The following is a 14,093-nucleotide window of genomic DNA, read 5'->3' as shown; positions in this document are numbered from 1 at the left end:
GCACTTATGTATCGAGTGGTATAAATCTAAAGAGCAAACAGGTGATGGTCAATGACTTTTGTATCGACTAGTATCTAAGTCACGATTACCGGAGGTGAAAATGGCAACCATGGGCCGCCCGCGCACGTTCGACCGTGACGTGGCAATCACACAGGCGATGCACTTGTTCTGGGAGCACGGCTATGAATCCACTTCATTGAGTCAGCTCAAGGCAGCCATCGGCGGCGGTATCTCCGCACCGAGTTTCTATGCCGCGTTCGGCTCAAAAGAGGCGTTGTTCCAAGAAGTCGTCGAGCGCTATCAAAACTCCCACGGCCGCGTGACCGAAAGTCTGTTCGACCCCCTCCTGCCTCCGCGCGAAGCCATCGAGTTGACCTTGCGCCGCTCCGCCAAGATGCAGAGCGAAGCCGGCCATCCACCGGGCTGCCTGGTAACGCTGGGCGTCATGCACACTTGCTCGGCACAACCGACGGCGGTTTCTGCGCCGCTGGCCGAAGCCAGGGCTCGTAACAGGGCAGGCATCATTGCCTGCATCGAGCGCGGCATTGCTCAAGGCGAACTGCCAACCGAGACCGACACGTCTGCGCTGGCCGCCATGTTTGACAGTTTTCTGATGGGCCTGACAGCGTTGGCCAGAGACGCGATTCCCCACGCGGTGATGGACGCGTCGGTGACTCAGGTCATGGCCGTGTGGGATGCCTTGAGTGCAACCACTGGGCGACGGTAAATCAACGTCGTGGCGCGCACAATGGGCTGGGAATATTGCTTGATCTGACAGGTTACGAGCGCAACACCCCAATCGCCCGTCGATACTTCTCCACGCGCTCAAGGTCGTCCCACGACGGCTGCGCAATCCGCGACAAGTCGCTGTTCTCTTCCAGATCCGCCAGCTTGACCACCCGCCCAATCGGGTTCAGCGCTGCGCGTTCGACGAACGCTTCATAGGATTCACCCGGCACTTTGGTCACCGATGCAATGGCGTCCAACACCGCTTCGCTGAAGCCTTCCTGACGCAGGGCTTCGAGGCTGATGCCGGTGTCTTCCACCACGTCATGCAGCACCGCGACGATGCGTTCCTCCAGGGTCGTCACCCGCAGCATGACTTTCAGCGGATGCAGGATGTAAGGCGCGCCACCCTTGTCGACCTGCCCTTCGTGGGCGGCAGCGGCGATGGCGATGGCACGTTCGAGTGTCTGGGTCATTTCGGTTCTCCTGGGTTAAACGCCGTAGTAGCCGGTCCAGTCCCGGGCTTGGGGACCACTCTTTGTGGCGAGGGGGCTTGCCCCCGTTGGGTTGCGAAGCGACCCCAAATGCAGGGGACTGCTGCGCAGTCCAACGGGGGCAAGCCCCCTCGCCACAATAACAATCGCAAGAACACATGAGAATCTGAACGCTACAGCCTACAGTTTGTACGTCACATACCGCCCACGCCCGGTTTTCTTGGCCTGGTACATCACACGGTCGGCGGCCAGCAGCAGCGTATCGGCCGAGCTCTGTCCGTTACCCAAGGCGATGCCAATCGAAACACCGACGATACACACCGTGCCGGAGATGAAAAACGGCGCGTTCAAGGCTTCGATGCAATGGGTTGCCACGGTACTCAGTGTCTCTTCGGCATGATTCCCAAGGTCGCTCAGCAGCACGACAAACTCGTCACCGCCGATGCGCGCCAGGGTGTCGCTCTCGCGCACCACCGACGAAAAACGCCGCGCCACCTGACGCAAAACCTCATCACCGGCCTCGTGCCCGAGGCTGTCGTTGATGTGTTTGAAACCGTCGAGGTCCATAAACAGCAAGCCGACTTGAGTGTCTGTGCGTCGCGCCTGCGCCAGCACTTGCCGAAGCTGGCCGGAAAGATGATGCCGGTTGGTCAGCCCCGTGAGGGTGTCGTGGTGCGCGATTTTTTTCAGTTCGTCCTGTTTGTCATTCAACTTGAGCAACAAGCGATTGAACGCCGAGATCAAATGCCCGACTTCGTCGTCGCGCACCACTTCCAGGGGCGCGTGGGGCAGTTCATCGCGGGTCATGCGGTCAGCCTGTTCGGCGGCTCGGAACAGGTGCCGGAAAACAAAGTACAAACCGATCGAGGCGAACGTGGCAAAAAACAAAATCGACAACACTGCGCCTTTCAACAAGAAATGCTGGGTGCGCGACACCGTGGCAAACGCTTCGCTGGCCGGCAAGCGCGCGACGATGAACCAGTTGGCGCTCGGGACCGAGGCGATCGCGGCGACTTCCTCGACACCTTTGGAATTGAGCGTCAGCCCGGTGCCGCGAAACCCCGCCACCGCTTGGTCATGCAGCGCATTGACGCCGGGAGCCGACGTGGGTTTGAGTTGCACGTCACGGCTGGACGACTCGACATACAAGTGACTGTCGGGAAACACCAGCAGGAAATCCCCCGAGGCATCCCCCACGCGACTTTGCAGCAGTGCATCCAAAAGCCCTGTCGTACCGAGCACGCTGACGCCAACCAGCACGGCCTGGACTTCACCGGCGGCATTCTTGATGGGCGCGGACATGGGCAGGATCGGCACTTGAGTCGCCCTGTCTACCTCCGGTTGACCGATCAATGAACGCCCAGCCAATGCGCCTTGAAAGTAATCTCGCTCGGCGTAATTGGTATTCATCGTGTCCGGGAAGTTGGCGAGCAAACGACCCTGCGGGTTCACGATGGATAAATTCGCCGTGAACAGGGTTTGGTAGTCGTAATGCCCTTTCAGCCACGCCTGCAATTGCTCTGGTCGGGCCAGCAAATCGACCGGAACAGTGTCGGCGAGACGATCCAGCATGAGCTGGCGCTGGACGAGTTTGTAGTCGATATCGCGGGCCACATAGGTGGCCAAGGTCAATTGCTGGCCTTCCACCACAGCGCTTAAATCTTCGCGCAGAAAGTTGGTCAGCACGAAATACCGCACCACCGCGCCAAAAATAACCATGCACAGCGCCAATAACAGCAATCGCGTGACGATGCTGTGACTGATTCGGGTGAAGTTCAGCGGCGAGTGATGATGTTTTGGCATCACGGGAGTGTATCCGAATATGCCAGCACGATCCCGACGGCTATGATCTTTTGATTCACCCTCTCGACACTTGCCCAATAACAACAAAACAGGAGTTGAAAATGTCAGCATTGAACCTGCATCCCAAAGCCGCAGAATCCCTGACCCTGTGGCACGCGATGATCCGCACCGGCAACTTGCAAGCCTTGCCCGAATTGCTGGACCCGCAAGCTATATTCCGCTCGCCCATGGCACACACGCCTTATCCAGGCGCGGCCGTGGTGTCGATGATTCTCAACACGGTGTTCGACGTCTTCGAAAACTTTGAATACCACCGCGAACTGGCGACGGCGGATGGGCTGAATGTCGTGCTGGAATTCAGTGCCAACGTCGGCGGAAAAGCGTTGAAAGGGATCGACATGATCCGCTTCGACGAACAAGGCAAAATCGTCGAGTTTGAAGTGATGGTGCGTCCACTGAGTGGTTTGCAGGCGTTGGGCGCGGAAATGGGCAGCCGACTGGGTGCTTATCTGGCGGCCAGCAAGGCCTGAGCCTCGAAAACGGACAGATTCATGTTCTGAGATCTGTCCGTTTTTGCGCGTGTAACGCCGGGGTATTTACTACGGATGCCAGGAGAAAAGGGTAACGGTTTGATTGACCGCTTGCGGCTGGCTGTTGCCAATGCCTGCCACGACGTAGATACCCGGATCAGAAACCGAACGCAGGCCAAACGTTTGTATGCCGGCTTGCGCCACTAGGTACAGCGTGAGGTTAAAAGACAAGGCTTCGGCACCGCCACCGCGGGAGAAGGACGTATCCACCGTCACCGCGCTGGGGCTAATCGAAAAGGAAGAGACCGGAAAAGCACTGCCGCTGGGGACATTCATACTAATGCCGCCAACGCCTTCAAAAACAGGACCTGTGCTCCACGCAACCGGCGCGCCTTGCGCCAACAATTGCACCACTATTCGCTGGCCTTGCGCGGCATTGCTGACTTGCAGTTGCACTTGCTGATAGACGTTATCGTCGCTCATCGCTAAAAACTCCTTCCCGGTCAATGGATCAAAAACAGCCTTCCTGCGAACAAGAACCCTAGCTGCTAATTGAAAAATCGGCGTTGGGAATTGAGGCGTGCGCCTGTGGGAGCGGGCTTGCTCGCGAAGGCGGTGGGTCAGCCGACGTCAATGCTGAATGAAACACCGCTTTCGCGAGCAAGCCCGCTCCCACAGGAGGTATCTGGCACCATTCAAATAATCTGCGCTTCGACCGCTGCCTTATCGATCACTGACCACACAGCGCAAATCTTGCCGTCCTTGAACTCGTAAAATACGTTCTCGGTAAAAACCACCCGACGCCCGTTCACCGGCAGGCCAAACAATTCCCCCACCGGCGTGCAGTCAAAGCACAGCCTCGCGGCGATATGCGGTGGGTCGGCGATGAGGCGTTCGATGACAAAGCGCAGGTCGGGGATCGTGCGAAAGTCCCGCTCCAGCATCGCCCGGTAGCCGGCCACCCCCACACGCTCGCCGTTGTAGTGCACGTTTTCATCGAGCAGTTGGCCCAGGGTCGGCCAGTCCTGGCGGTTGAGGCAGTCGATGTAGGCGCGATAAGTGTCGCTGAGTGCTTGTTTGTACATTGCTCAATCTCTCCGTTGCGCGCCCTTTCAGTCAGGGCCAAAGCCTCTGCATCCGTTATTTATGCTCAGTTCCCAGCTTAATAATATTTTACCGATACCAGGGTGAACCCTAGTCTTGACCCCAAGAGATGGCAGGCCATAACCGACCTGACTCCCACTTCGAAGGGTAGAGAAATGACCACTGAAACAATAAAAACAGACACTTTGATTGTCGGCGCCGGTCAGGCTGGCGTGGCCATGAGTGAACACCTTAGCAAACTCGGGGTGCCGCACCTGGTGCTGGAGCGCAATCGCATTGCCGAACGCTGGCGCACCGGGCGTTGGGACTCGTTGGTGGCCAATGGTCCGGCCTGGCACGATCGCTTTCCCGGTATGGAATTCGACGATCTGAGCCCCGACGGCTTTGCCCCTAAAGAGCGGGTGGCGGATTATTTCGAAGCCTACGCCAAGAAATTCAACGCGCCGATCCGTACCGGCGTGGACGTGCTGAAGGTCGAGCGCAATGTCGGTCGCCCGGGCTTCACCATTGAAACTTCCGAAGGCGTGATCGAGGCCAACCGCGTGGTGGCTGCCACCGGGCCGTTCCAGCGTCCAGTGATCCCGCCGATTGCGCCGAAAGACGCGCCGTTCACCCAGATCCATTCCGCCGAATACCGCAATCCGCAGCAACTGCCCGAAGGCGCGGTGCTGGTGGTGGGTGCCGGTTCGTCGGGGGTGCAGATCGCCGATGAATTGCAAGGCGCCGGCAAGAAGGTCTATCTCTCAGTGGGCGCCCATGACCGCCCGCCTCGCGCCTATCGCAACCGTGATTTCTGCTGGTGGCTGGGGGTGCTGGGCGAGTGGGATCAAGCGGCGATGAAGCCTGGCCGTGAACACGTGACCATCGCAGTAAGCGGTGCCCATGGCGGCCGCACCGTGGACTTCCGTGGCCTGGCCCATGCCGGCATGACGCTGGTCGGCCTGACTCAATCGTTCAACGGGAGCACCGTGTCGTTCCAGCCGAACCTGGCGGAAAACCTCGCCCGTGGCGATGAGAACTACCGGGCGCTGCTGGATGCCGCTGACGCCTATATCGAGCGCAATGGCCTTGACCTGCCGGAAGAACCCGAAGCGCGCCACACCTTCCCAGAGCCGGACTGTGTGAGCAACCCGATTCTTGAGCTCGACCTGGTCAAGGCCGGCGTGACCTCAATCATCTGGGCCACCGGTTTTGCCACGGATTACAGCTGGTTGAAGGTCAACGCCTTCGACGACAACGGCAAGCCGCAGCATCAGCGCGGTGTGTCGAGCGAGCCGGGTGTGTATTTCCTCGGCCTGCCCTGGCAGTCCCGTCGCGGCTCGTCGTTTATCTGGGGCGTGTGGCATGACGCCAAGTACGTTGCGGACCACATCGCTATCCAGCGTTCGTACCTCGAGTACCGCGATGCGGACCAGCGTGCAGCCGAAACCGCCCCCGTCGCCCATAAAACCAGCGTCAGCGCTTAATACTTGTTCAGGAGCTTCACATGTCCACGCCAACCCATACCCGTATTCGCATGTTCAACACCAAGGAAACCTACCCGAACCAGAGCTTGGACAACGACCTGTGCCAGGCCGTCCGCGCCGGCAACACTGTGTATGTTCGTGGCCAGGTCGGTACTGATTTCGAAGGCAACCTGATAGGCCTCGGCGACCCGCGTGCACAAGCCGAGCAAGCGATGCGCAACGTCAAACAACTGCTGGAAGAAGCCGGCAGCGACCTGAGCCACATCGTCAAAACCACCACGTACTTGATCGACCCGCGCTACCGCGAGCCGGTGTATCAGGAAGTCGGCAAGTGGCTCAAAGGCGTGTTTCCGATTTCGACCGGGTTGGTGGTGTCGGCGCTGGGGCAACCGCAGTGGTTGATGGAGATTGATGTGATTGCGGTGATTCCTGAGTAAGCACAGGTAGACCGAAGCGCGGCCTTCGCGAGCAAGCCCGCTCCCACATTTGGAATGCGTTCCCCCTGTGGGAGCGGGCTTGCTCGCGAAGACGCCCGCCCAGACACCCAATAAGCCAAGGCTGAACAAGGAGCAAAACCCATGACCTTTTCCATCGCCGCAAGATGCCCCGAAACCGGCCAGTTCGGCATCGCCATCAGTTCCTCCAGCATCGCCGTCGGCGCCCGCTGCCCATGGCTGCTGCCGGGTGTCGGCGCGGTCTCGACGCAAAACATCACCCTGCCCTCCCTCGGCCCGGAAACCCTCGCGCTCATGGAGCAAGGCCTCTCGCCCTCGGATGCACTGGACAAGGTGCTGACCCGCAACGGCTACAGCCAATATCGCCAGATCACCGCGATTGACCACCTCGGCCGCACCGCGCATTTCAGCGGTTCGCAAACCCTCGGCAATCACAACGCCGTGTCCGGCGAGCAGTGTGTGGCCGCCGGCAACATGCTCACGGATCGTTCGGTGATCGAAGCCATGGTCCGCGCGTTCGAACACGGCGAAGGGCAACTGGCCGACCGTTTGCTGGCCGCCATGCAAGCCGCGATGGTGGCGGGAGGTGAAGCCGGGCCAGTGCACTCAGCCGCGATGGTGGTGGTCGGCGAACTGACCTGGCCGATCATCAACCTGCGGGTGGATTGGGCGGACGAAGACCCGATCGGCGAACTGGAAAATCTATGGGTCGCCTATCGCCCACAGGTTCAGGATTACATCGACCGCGCCCTGGCACCCGATCGCGCCCCTGGCTACGGCGTTGCCGGAGACGACCGATGAGCAGCAGCCGCGATTTGCTTCAAGCGTTGGTGGCGTTCGACACCATCAGCCGCGAATCCAACCTGCAGCTCATCGAGTTTGTCCGCGACTACCTCGCCGGTTTCGAGGTGCCGTGCGAACTGGTCTACAACGAGCAACGCAGCAAGGCTAATCTGTTCGCAACCATCGGCCCGGTCCATCTGCCGGGCATTGTGCTGTCGGGGCACACCGATGTGGTGCCGGTGGACGGCCAACCGTGGAGCGTTGCGCCGTTCGAACTGACCGAGCGCGACGGCAAGCTGTACGGTCGTGGCACGGCGGACATGAAAGGCTACATCGCCTGCGTGCTGGCCCTCGTGCCGTCGCTGGTCAAGGCGACGCTACGGCGGCCGGTGCATATCGCGCTGTCCTACGATGAGGAAGTCGGCTGCCTCGGGGTGCGCTCGCTGCTCAAAGCGCTGGAGCAACGTCCGGTCAAACCGATGCTGTGCATCATTGGCGAACCGACCGAACTCAAACCGGTGCTCGGCCACAAAGGCAAACTGGCGATGCGTTGCGACATTCACGGTGAAGCCTGCCATTCGGCGTACGCGCCGCTCGGGGTCAACGCGATTGAATACGCCGCCGAACTGATCGGCGAACTCGGGCGAATTGGCCAGCGGCTGAAAGCACCGGAGCATCACGACGAGCGTTTCGATCCGCCGTTCAGCACCGTGCAAACCGGGGTGATTGCTGGCGGCAAGGCGTTGAACATCGTCCCCGCCGATTGCCGTTTCGACTTTGAAATCCGCGCCCTGCCCTCGTTCGACCCAAGCGATGTGGCACAGGAACTGAAAACCTACGCCGAGCAGCAGGTTTTGCCACGCATGCGCGCCGTGAGTGAACAGAGCGACATCCGCTTCAGTCAGTTGTCGGCCTATCCCGGTTTGGCCACCGATGCCCACAGCGAAGCCGCTGAATTGATCGCAGCATTTTCCGGTTCCCGGGAGTTCGGCACCGTGGCGTTTGGCACCGAGGGCGGTCTGTTTGACGCAGCGGGGATCCCGACGGTGGTGTGCGGTCCGGGCAGCATGGACCAGGGTCACAAGCCGGACGAGTTTGTCAGCATCGAGCAATTGAACGGCTGCTACGCCCTGTTGCAACGGATGCTGGCATCGATCAGTTGAGCGGTAGGCCCGACGCTCAGGTGTAGAGTCGGGCCAGTTCTTCCTGGCAATAATCCACGAACAACTGCACCGGTTTGGTCAGTTGCGACCTTTTGAGCCACGCCGCCGATAACCCCGAGCCCGTCACCGTTTCCGCGAGCGGAATGCACACCAGTTGTTGCCCGTCATAGGTGTAAGGCGAAAAAGGTTTAGTCACCAGAATCGAAAAGCCAAAACCACGCCCGACCATGCCACGCACCATCTCGATTGAAGGCGAGCTGAAGACGATGTGCGGGGTCAATCCGCGCTCTTCGAAAATGCTGACGAAGTAAGTGCGGCTCGGCACTACGTCGAGCAGAATCATCGGCTCCAGCACCAGGTCGTCCAGCGAGACTTTCGCCTGCTGCGCGAAGCGATGGTCCGCCGGCAGCAAGGCGTAAGGTTGCTGCGGCGGCATCAGCGGAACGGTCTCGATCGTGCTGTCCAGATCGTGTTCAAACAGCATCGCCAGATCGATGCTGCCAGCGGTCAGGGCCTGCACCAATTCCTGTTGTTCGCCGTCGCGGATGCGGATCTCCACGCCTGGCCAGCGCTCCTTGAAACCGGCGATCAAACGCGGCAGGTACAGCGGCGCGACGGTTTCAAAGCAGCCGATATCGATCTGCCCCGCCACCACGTCATTGTCCGCCAATGCGTTCTGTTCAAATTCGTGCGCGACCCGCAGCAGCTCCAGCGCCTTGCGATAAAACCGCGAGCCGCTCGGCGTCAGCGAAACACCCTGGGCGTGATGGCGAATAAACAGCTGCACGCCGAAGCTTTCTTCCAAGTGCTTGATCGCCGTCGACACCGACGGCTGGGCGATATAGAGCTTGCGCGAAGCCTCCGCCACGCTGCCGCATTCGGCGGTGGTGACGAAATAACGCAGCTGTCGCAAGTTGTAAGCGGCCATGCGGACCTCCAGAAAACACATCAACCATGGCCACACACTTCCCCTGTAGGAGCTGTCGAGTGAAACGAGGCTGCGATCTTTTGATGTTAAAGATCAAGATTAAAAGATCGCAGCCTCGTTTCACTCGACAGCTCCTACGGGGATCAGGTCGCGCCAGTCTGCGGGGTATCTGAACGCCCCGCGATCAACCCAGAACATACCGGACCCACCCAACCCCGGGGCATATTTTTTTTAAGGCTTGAAGCAACAAACTTACTAATTTATCTATGCCGAGGCTTTGCACATGATCACTCCAACAAGAAAAGCGTCGCCCACGCGGCGCTCACCGAAGTACGTCCACGTACTCACATTGCCTTGGAGTTCGTCATGGTCACCTCTGCAACAACGTCCGCTCCGCTGATCGAGAAGCACACGATCGGTTATGTCCCGCCGCAAGATCGCCATGGAAAGGTCCGGGATTTGTTTACCCTCTGGTTCGGCGGCAACATCGCGCCGTTGCCCATCGTTACCGGCGCCCTCGGCGTGCAACTGTTTCACCTGAACCTGGTGTGGGGTGTCATTGCCATTCTGGTCGGGCACTTGGTCGGCGGCGTGCTGATGGCGCTGCACTCGGCGCAAGGCCCGCAAATGGGCATCCCGCAGATGATCCAGAGCCGCGCGCAGTTCGGTTCCCTCGGCGCGCTGCTGGTGGTGCTGATCGCCGGCATCATGTACATCGGCTTCTTCGCCTCCAACATCGTCCTCGCCGGCAAGTCGCTGCACGGCGTGGTCGACAGCGTGCCGGTGCCGGTGGGCATCGTCATCGGCGCCCTCGGTTCCGGGATCATCGGCATCATCGGCTACCGCTTCATCCATGTGCTTAACCGAATCGGCACCTGGGTGCTCGGCGCCGGCATTGTGCTGGGCTTCGGCTACATCTTCACCCACGTGCAGACCACCGACTTCCTCACCCGTGGCAGCTTCAACATCTCCGGCTGGTTGGCCACGGTGTCGTTGGCAGCGCTGTGGCAAATTGCGTTCGCACCGTACGTCTCCGACTACTCGCGCTACCTGCCGGCGGACGTGCCTGTCGCATCGACGTTCTGGACCACCTACCTGGGCACCGTGCTCGGCTCCAGCCTGTCGTTCATCTTCGGCGCCGTCGCGGTCCTCGCCACGCCCGTCGGCATGGACACCATGGACGCAGTCAAACTCGCCACCGGCTCCATCGGCCCGTTGATGCTGGTGTTGTTCCTGCTCAGCGTCATCAGCCACAACGCCCTCAACCTCTACGGCGCCGTGCTGTCGCTGATCACCCTGGTGCAAACCTTCGCCTACCGCTGGATCCCCACCGCGAAAAGCCGCGCCGTGCTCTCGGTCATCGTCCTCGGCGCCTGCTGCTTCGCCGCCGTCGGCGCCTCGGCAGACTTCATCGGCCACTTCGTCGACATGGTGCTGGTGCTGCTCGTGGTGCTGGTGCCATGGACCGCGATCAACCTGATCGACTTCTACGCGATTCACAAAGGTCAGTACGACATCGACTCGATCTTCCACGTCGACGGCGGCATCTATGGTCGCTACAACCCGCAGGCATTGCTGGCCTATGCGATCGGGATCGCGGTGCAGATTCCGTTCATGAACACGCCGCTGTACGTTGGGCCGATTTCCGAGCACATCAACGGTGCGGATCTGTCTTGGCTGGTGGGGTTGTTGGTGACGTCGCCGTTGTATTTCTGGTTGGCGAATCGGGACAGTGCTTATAAGCGTCGGTTGTCGAGTGGGAAACTGGCGAGCAGCGTGTAAACGTTCAAACATGAAAAAACCCGCATTGAGTTGCGGGTTTTCTCTGTTCAATTTCGGCGCTGTTCGCACGACCTACGACTCCAACCGCCCCTCTCCCTCACGATCATGCTCATAGTGTTTAGCGAGCGGAAACGCTGGCAACCAGGATTCGCGCCGGATAATCCAGCTTTCGTAAGTGGGTTTGAGTTGATCCGGGGTGTCGAGAGAGCCCAGGTTCACTTCGACTTCGTCGCCAGTGCGAGCGAAAACTGATGAGCCACAACGCGGACAGAAAAACCGTCCGGCGTAGTCCTGTGTTTCTCCAGTGATGGTCACCGCGTCCTGAGGAAAAATCGCGGAAGCGTGAAACAGCGCGCCATGGTGTTTGCGGCAGTCGAGGCAGTGGCACAAGCCGACGCGGTAGGGTTGGCCTGTCGCCTCGATTCGAACATTGCCGCATAGGCAGCCGCCAGTGAATGGGTTCATGGGGCTTCTCCTGGGAGGTTGAACCGTTGGAATGTTTAACGCTAGCAGTTGGGGGAGATTGAGCGCCCCGTCTATATCGAGAACGTGACTTGCGCGGCCTTGATCTCAGATGCAGATATCAGCGAATCAGGATTGATCAAGATGCTCATGAATGTGCCGCACCAGCTCCACAGCCGCCGCACTCGCAGTGCCTTTTGATCTCACTAGCGAAATCGCAAACGGCGGTAAATCCGGCAAGTTCGCCTCGGCAGATAAGATCTCCAGGCCTGGCGGCACTGCCGACTTCAACCACGCCGACACGGCCAGATCGCTGCCGACCATCGCTCGCGTTGTCTCAAGGTTGCCGTTATCAAAGACCATTTTCCATTGTCGATCCTGGCCTTCCAGAGCAGCGATCACTGGCTCACGAAATGCACAAGTCTCGGCAACCAGCGATACCGCCAATGGTGTGTTCAGGAAGGCCGCTCCACCGCTGGCGCCGACCCATACCAAACGATCGATCATCAGGCATTCACCGTTAGCACCCGCGGCCGCTTCCTCAATAATGGCCAGGTCCAGTGCGCCTTTGTCGACTTCAGTTTTCAGCTCGAGCGACGAACCACATTTGAGTGACAGCTCCACCTGCGCATTTGCCTCGACGAACGCCTTGAGGATTGGCGCAATCCACGCGCCGGCGAGGTCGTAAGGGACACCCAGGCGCACCCGCCCCTGGAGCGTGCTCCCCTTCACGTCCGCCCAAATCTGCTGGTTAAGCGTGAGCATTTGCTGGGCCTTGGTAAACAAGCGCTCACCAAGTGGCGCGAGGCGAATGCCGCGCCGATCACGTAAAAACAACGCGCCGCCCAGCACTTCCTCCAGCCGTTTGATCTGTTGACTGACCGCTCCTTGGCTCACATGCAGGTGCTGGGCAGCCACCGTCATGCTGCGTTTTTCAGCGACCACGACGAAGCTGCGCAGGAATACCAGATCCAGAGTCTGCATAGCATTAGGGTTCCTAATATTGAGCATTACAAACATTAGCTTTAATGCTACTTGGCAACAGGCTATTAAGTCGAGACCACTTAAGGACACTCGCCATGCCAGGTTCAATACTTCCGCTTCTACTCTTCGTTATGGTCGCCACGTTCAGCCCGGGCGGCGCAACCACCTTGGCGACAGCCTCCGGAGCAAATTTCGGTTGGGTGCGCTCACTTCCATTGCTTGCGGGCATCTCGTTTGGCTTGGCGCTGATGGCCGTCGCGGCGGCTGGCGGTCTGGGCAGCCTGATCCTGGCGGCGCCGTCACTGCAATTGGCGATGAAACTGGTGGGGGCGCTTTATCTGCTGTGGCTGGCCTGGCAGATCGCAAAGCGAGGAAAACCCGGTAACGCCGCGGTCAACGAAAAGCCCGCGAGTTTTCTCACGGGCATCTGGATGCTTTTGCAAAACCCCAAAGGCTGGGCGATGACTCTCAGCGCCGCCGCATCATTCGCTTCACTGACACCGGGGCCGGCGTCACTTGCGTTGCTGCTGAGCCTGGTGTTTGGCGTGTCTTGCATGTGTTCGCTGGCGCTATGGTGCGGAGCCGGGTTGGCGCTGTCGCGGCAATTGAAGAGCGAACGACAATGGCGATTTTTAAACATGCTGCTGGGTGCGCTGCTGGCTGTGTCTATTGTGCCAATCTGGCTTTAGGAACCTCTGGCTAAGCGCTTGACGCCCTGCCAGGAAAAACGTGGAAAAGTTTCAGGCTAGCTTCTCTCGACCCATTAAAAAGCCCGCTGGCGACCACATTTTCGCCGAACAGTCCCAGAGACAGCCCTTCATTCATATTTGAGATGGATGTCTGAGTTCGACGGTGAAGCCAAACTGGGAACCACATATCAGGCTCTCTATACTGGCCTCCCAGGATGGTAGTTGGAGCGCCAAATATGCCTGTCACACCCAATCAAAATTCCCCAATCATTTTGGTCCTAGCTCAACAAAGCGACTTGGAAAATCTTGTAGCCATTCGAATTGAGGCCATGCGCGAAAGTCTGGAGCGTGTTGGGCGATTTGATCCAGTGCGCGCGCGCGAGCGGTTTCTTAGCGGTTTTGAAGCTCGCAACACACGCTATATCGAGGTATCTGGAGAGAGGGTTGGTTTTGTAGTGGTCAAGCATCGCCACAATGAACTCTTGCTCGACCACTTGTATGTGAGACCGACCGCGCAAGGATCAGGTGTAGGGTCTGCTGTTCTCACTCAGATTTTCAAAGAGGCGGATGCGGCTGCGCTCCGTATTAAAGTGGGTGCACTCAAAGAAAGCGCTTCGAATCGCTTTTATACCCGCCATGGCTTCCAATTCATCGAAAGCAGTGAATTCGACAATTATTATGTTCGTCAGAGTGTTCCGGCGATTGGCCCGGCTTGCTAGCTGGA

16 protein-coding genes are annotated in these 14,093 nt (G+C 59.1%); 9 read left to right on the top strand and 7 right to left on the bottom strand.

The window, feature by feature from the left end; translation table 11 throughout:
* The first annotated feature begins 100 nt into the window (after nt 1–100).
* A complete protein-coding gene (locus NK667_RS08265; protein WP_054614333.1) occupies nt 101–727 on the top strand; it encodes a TetR/AcrR family transcriptional regulator in 627 nt (208 codons plus the stop codon).
* Between the two features lie 52 nt (nt 728–779).
* On the opposite strand, the gene NK667_RS08260 is transcribed toward NK667_RS08265, so the two are convergent.
* Together NK667_RS08260 and NK667_RS08255 are read right to left on the bottom strand one after the other, a co-directional pair.
* Nucleotides 780–1,202 (bottom strand): HD domain-containing protein, encoded by a 423-nt coding sequence (locus NK667_RS08260; protein ID WP_054051228.1) that lies wholly within the window; start codon nt 1,200–1,202, stop codon nt 780–782.
* Between the two features lie 198 nt (nt 1,203–1,400).
* Nucleotides 1,401–3,023, bottom strand: coding sequence for a sensor domain-containing diguanylate cyclase (locus NK667_RS08255; RefSeq protein ID WP_054614332.1), 1,623 nt, complete (start codon nt 3,021–3,023; stop codon nt 1,401–1,403).
* 101 nt (nt 3,024–3,124) lie between these two features.
* On the opposite strand from NK667_RS08255, the gene NK667_RS08250 reads away from it, so the two are divergent.
* Nucleotides 3,125–3,553 (top strand): nuclear transport factor 2 family protein, encoded by a 429-nt coding sequence (locus tag NK667_RS08250; RefSeq protein ID WP_054614331.1) that lies wholly within the window; start codon nt 3,125–3,127, stop codon nt 3,551–3,553.
* A 69-nt stretch (nt 3,554–3,622) separates the two neighbouring features.
* On the opposite strand, the gene NK667_RS08245 is transcribed toward NK667_RS08250, so the two are convergent.
* Together NK667_RS08245 and NK667_RS08235 are read right to left on the bottom strand one after the other, a co-directional pair.
* Complete coding sequence (locus NK667_RS08245) at nt 3,623–4,036, bottom strand: hypothetical protein (RefSeq protein WP_054614330.1); 414 nt, start codon at nt 4,034–4,036, stop codon at nt 3,623–3,625.
* A 212-nt stretch (nt 4,037–4,248) separates the two neighbouring features.
* Nucleotides 4,249–4,638 (bottom strand): ester cyclase, encoded by a 390-nt coding sequence (locus NK667_RS08235; RefSeq protein WP_054614329.1) that lies wholly within the window; start codon nt 4,636–4,638, stop codon nt 4,249–4,251.
* 138 nt (nt 4,639–4,776) lie between these two features.
* Here NK667_RS08235 and NK667_RS08230 point away from each other — a divergent pair, with 138 nt between their 5' ends.
* The 4 genes from NK667_RS08230 (at nt 4,777) to argE (ending at nt 8,524) form a co-directional block, all read left to right on the top strand.
* Nucleotides 4,777–6,123 carry a flavin-containing monooxygenase gene (locus tag NK667_RS08230; RefSeq protein ID WP_413786151.1) on the top strand — a complete coding sequence of 449 codons (1,347 nt, stop codon included), beginning with the start codon at nt 4,777–4,779 and terminating at the stop codon, nt 6,121–6,123.
* Nucleotides 6,124–6,143: 20 nt separating this feature from the next.
* On the top strand, nt 6,144–6,560 hold the full coding sequence (locus NK667_RS08225) for a RidA family protein (RefSeq protein WP_054051217.1): 417 nt from the start codon (nt 6,144–6,146) through the stop codon (nt 6,558–6,560).
* Between the two features lie 141 nt (nt 6,561–6,701).
* Nucleotides 6,702–7,379 (top strand): DUF1028 domain-containing protein, encoded by a 678-nt coding sequence (locus NK667_RS08220; RefSeq protein WP_054051215.1) that lies wholly within the window; start codon nt 6,702–6,704, stop codon nt 7,377–7,379.
* Nucleotides 7,376–8,524, top strand: a complete 1,149-nt coding sequence (argE, locus tag NK667_RS08215) for an acetylornithine deacetylase (RefSeq protein WP_054614327.1) — start codon at nt 7,376–7,378, stop codon at nt 8,522–8,524. The genes NK667_RS08220 and argE overlap by 4 nt, the downstream gene beginning before the upstream one ends.
* A gap of 16 nt (nt 8,525–8,540) precedes the next feature.
* Here the strand turns inward: argE and NK667_RS08210 are convergent, their stop codons facing one another.
* On the bottom strand, nt 8,541–9,452 hold the full coding sequence (locus tag NK667_RS08210; RefSeq protein ID WP_054051212.1) for a LysR family transcriptional regulator: 912 nt from the start codon (nt 9,450–9,452) through the stop codon (nt 8,541–8,543).
* A 366-nt stretch (nt 9,453–9,818) separates the two neighbouring features.
* Between NK667_RS08210 and NK667_RS08205 the strand changes: the two genes are divergently transcribed.
* Nucleotides 9,819–11,234, top strand: a complete 1,416-nt coding sequence (locus NK667_RS08205; RefSeq protein WP_054614326.1) for a purine-cytosine permease family protein — start codon at nt 9,819–9,821, stop codon at nt 11,232–11,234.
* A 72-nt stretch (nt 11,235–11,306) separates the two neighbouring features.
* On the opposite strand, the gene NK667_RS08200 is transcribed toward NK667_RS08205, so the two are convergent.
* Both NK667_RS08200 and NK667_RS08195 read right to left on the bottom strand, forming a co-directional pair.
* Entirely contained in the window at nt 11,307–11,699 is a 393-nt protein-coding gene (locus tag NK667_RS08200) for a GFA family protein (protein WP_054051207.1), read from the bottom strand.
* Nucleotides 11,700–11,825: 126 nt separating this feature from the next.
* Complete coding sequence (locus NK667_RS08195; protein WP_201783190.1) at nt 11,826–12,680, bottom strand: LysR family transcriptional regulator; 855 nt, start codon at nt 12,678–12,680, stop codon at nt 11,826–11,828.
* Between the two features lie 131 nt (nt 12,681–12,811).
* Here NK667_RS08195 and NK667_RS08190 point away from each other — a divergent pair, with 131 nt between their 5' ends.
* Nucleotides 12,812–13,369, top strand: coding sequence for a LysE family translocator (locus NK667_RS08190; protein ID WP_201783189.1), 558 nt, complete (start codon nt 12,812–12,814; stop codon nt 13,367–13,369).
* Between the two features lie 236 nt (nt 13,370–13,605).
* The gene (locus NK667_RS08185; RefSeq protein WP_054614323.1) at nt 13,606–14,088 is read left to right on the top strand and encodes a GNAT family N-acetyltransferase; all 483 of its coding nucleotides are present in this window, start codon (nt 13,606–13,608) and stop codon (nt 14,086–14,088) included.
* The last annotated feature ends 5 nt before the right edge of the window (nt 14,089–14,093 follow it).

It is taken from the genome of Pseudomonas nunensis, assembly GCF_024296925.1.
Lineage (GTDB): Bacteria > Pseudomonadota > Gammaproteobacteria > Pseudomonadales > Pseudomonadaceae > Aquipseudomonas > Aquipseudomonas nunensis.
This window is presented reverse-complemented; position numbering and strand designations above follow the sequence as displayed.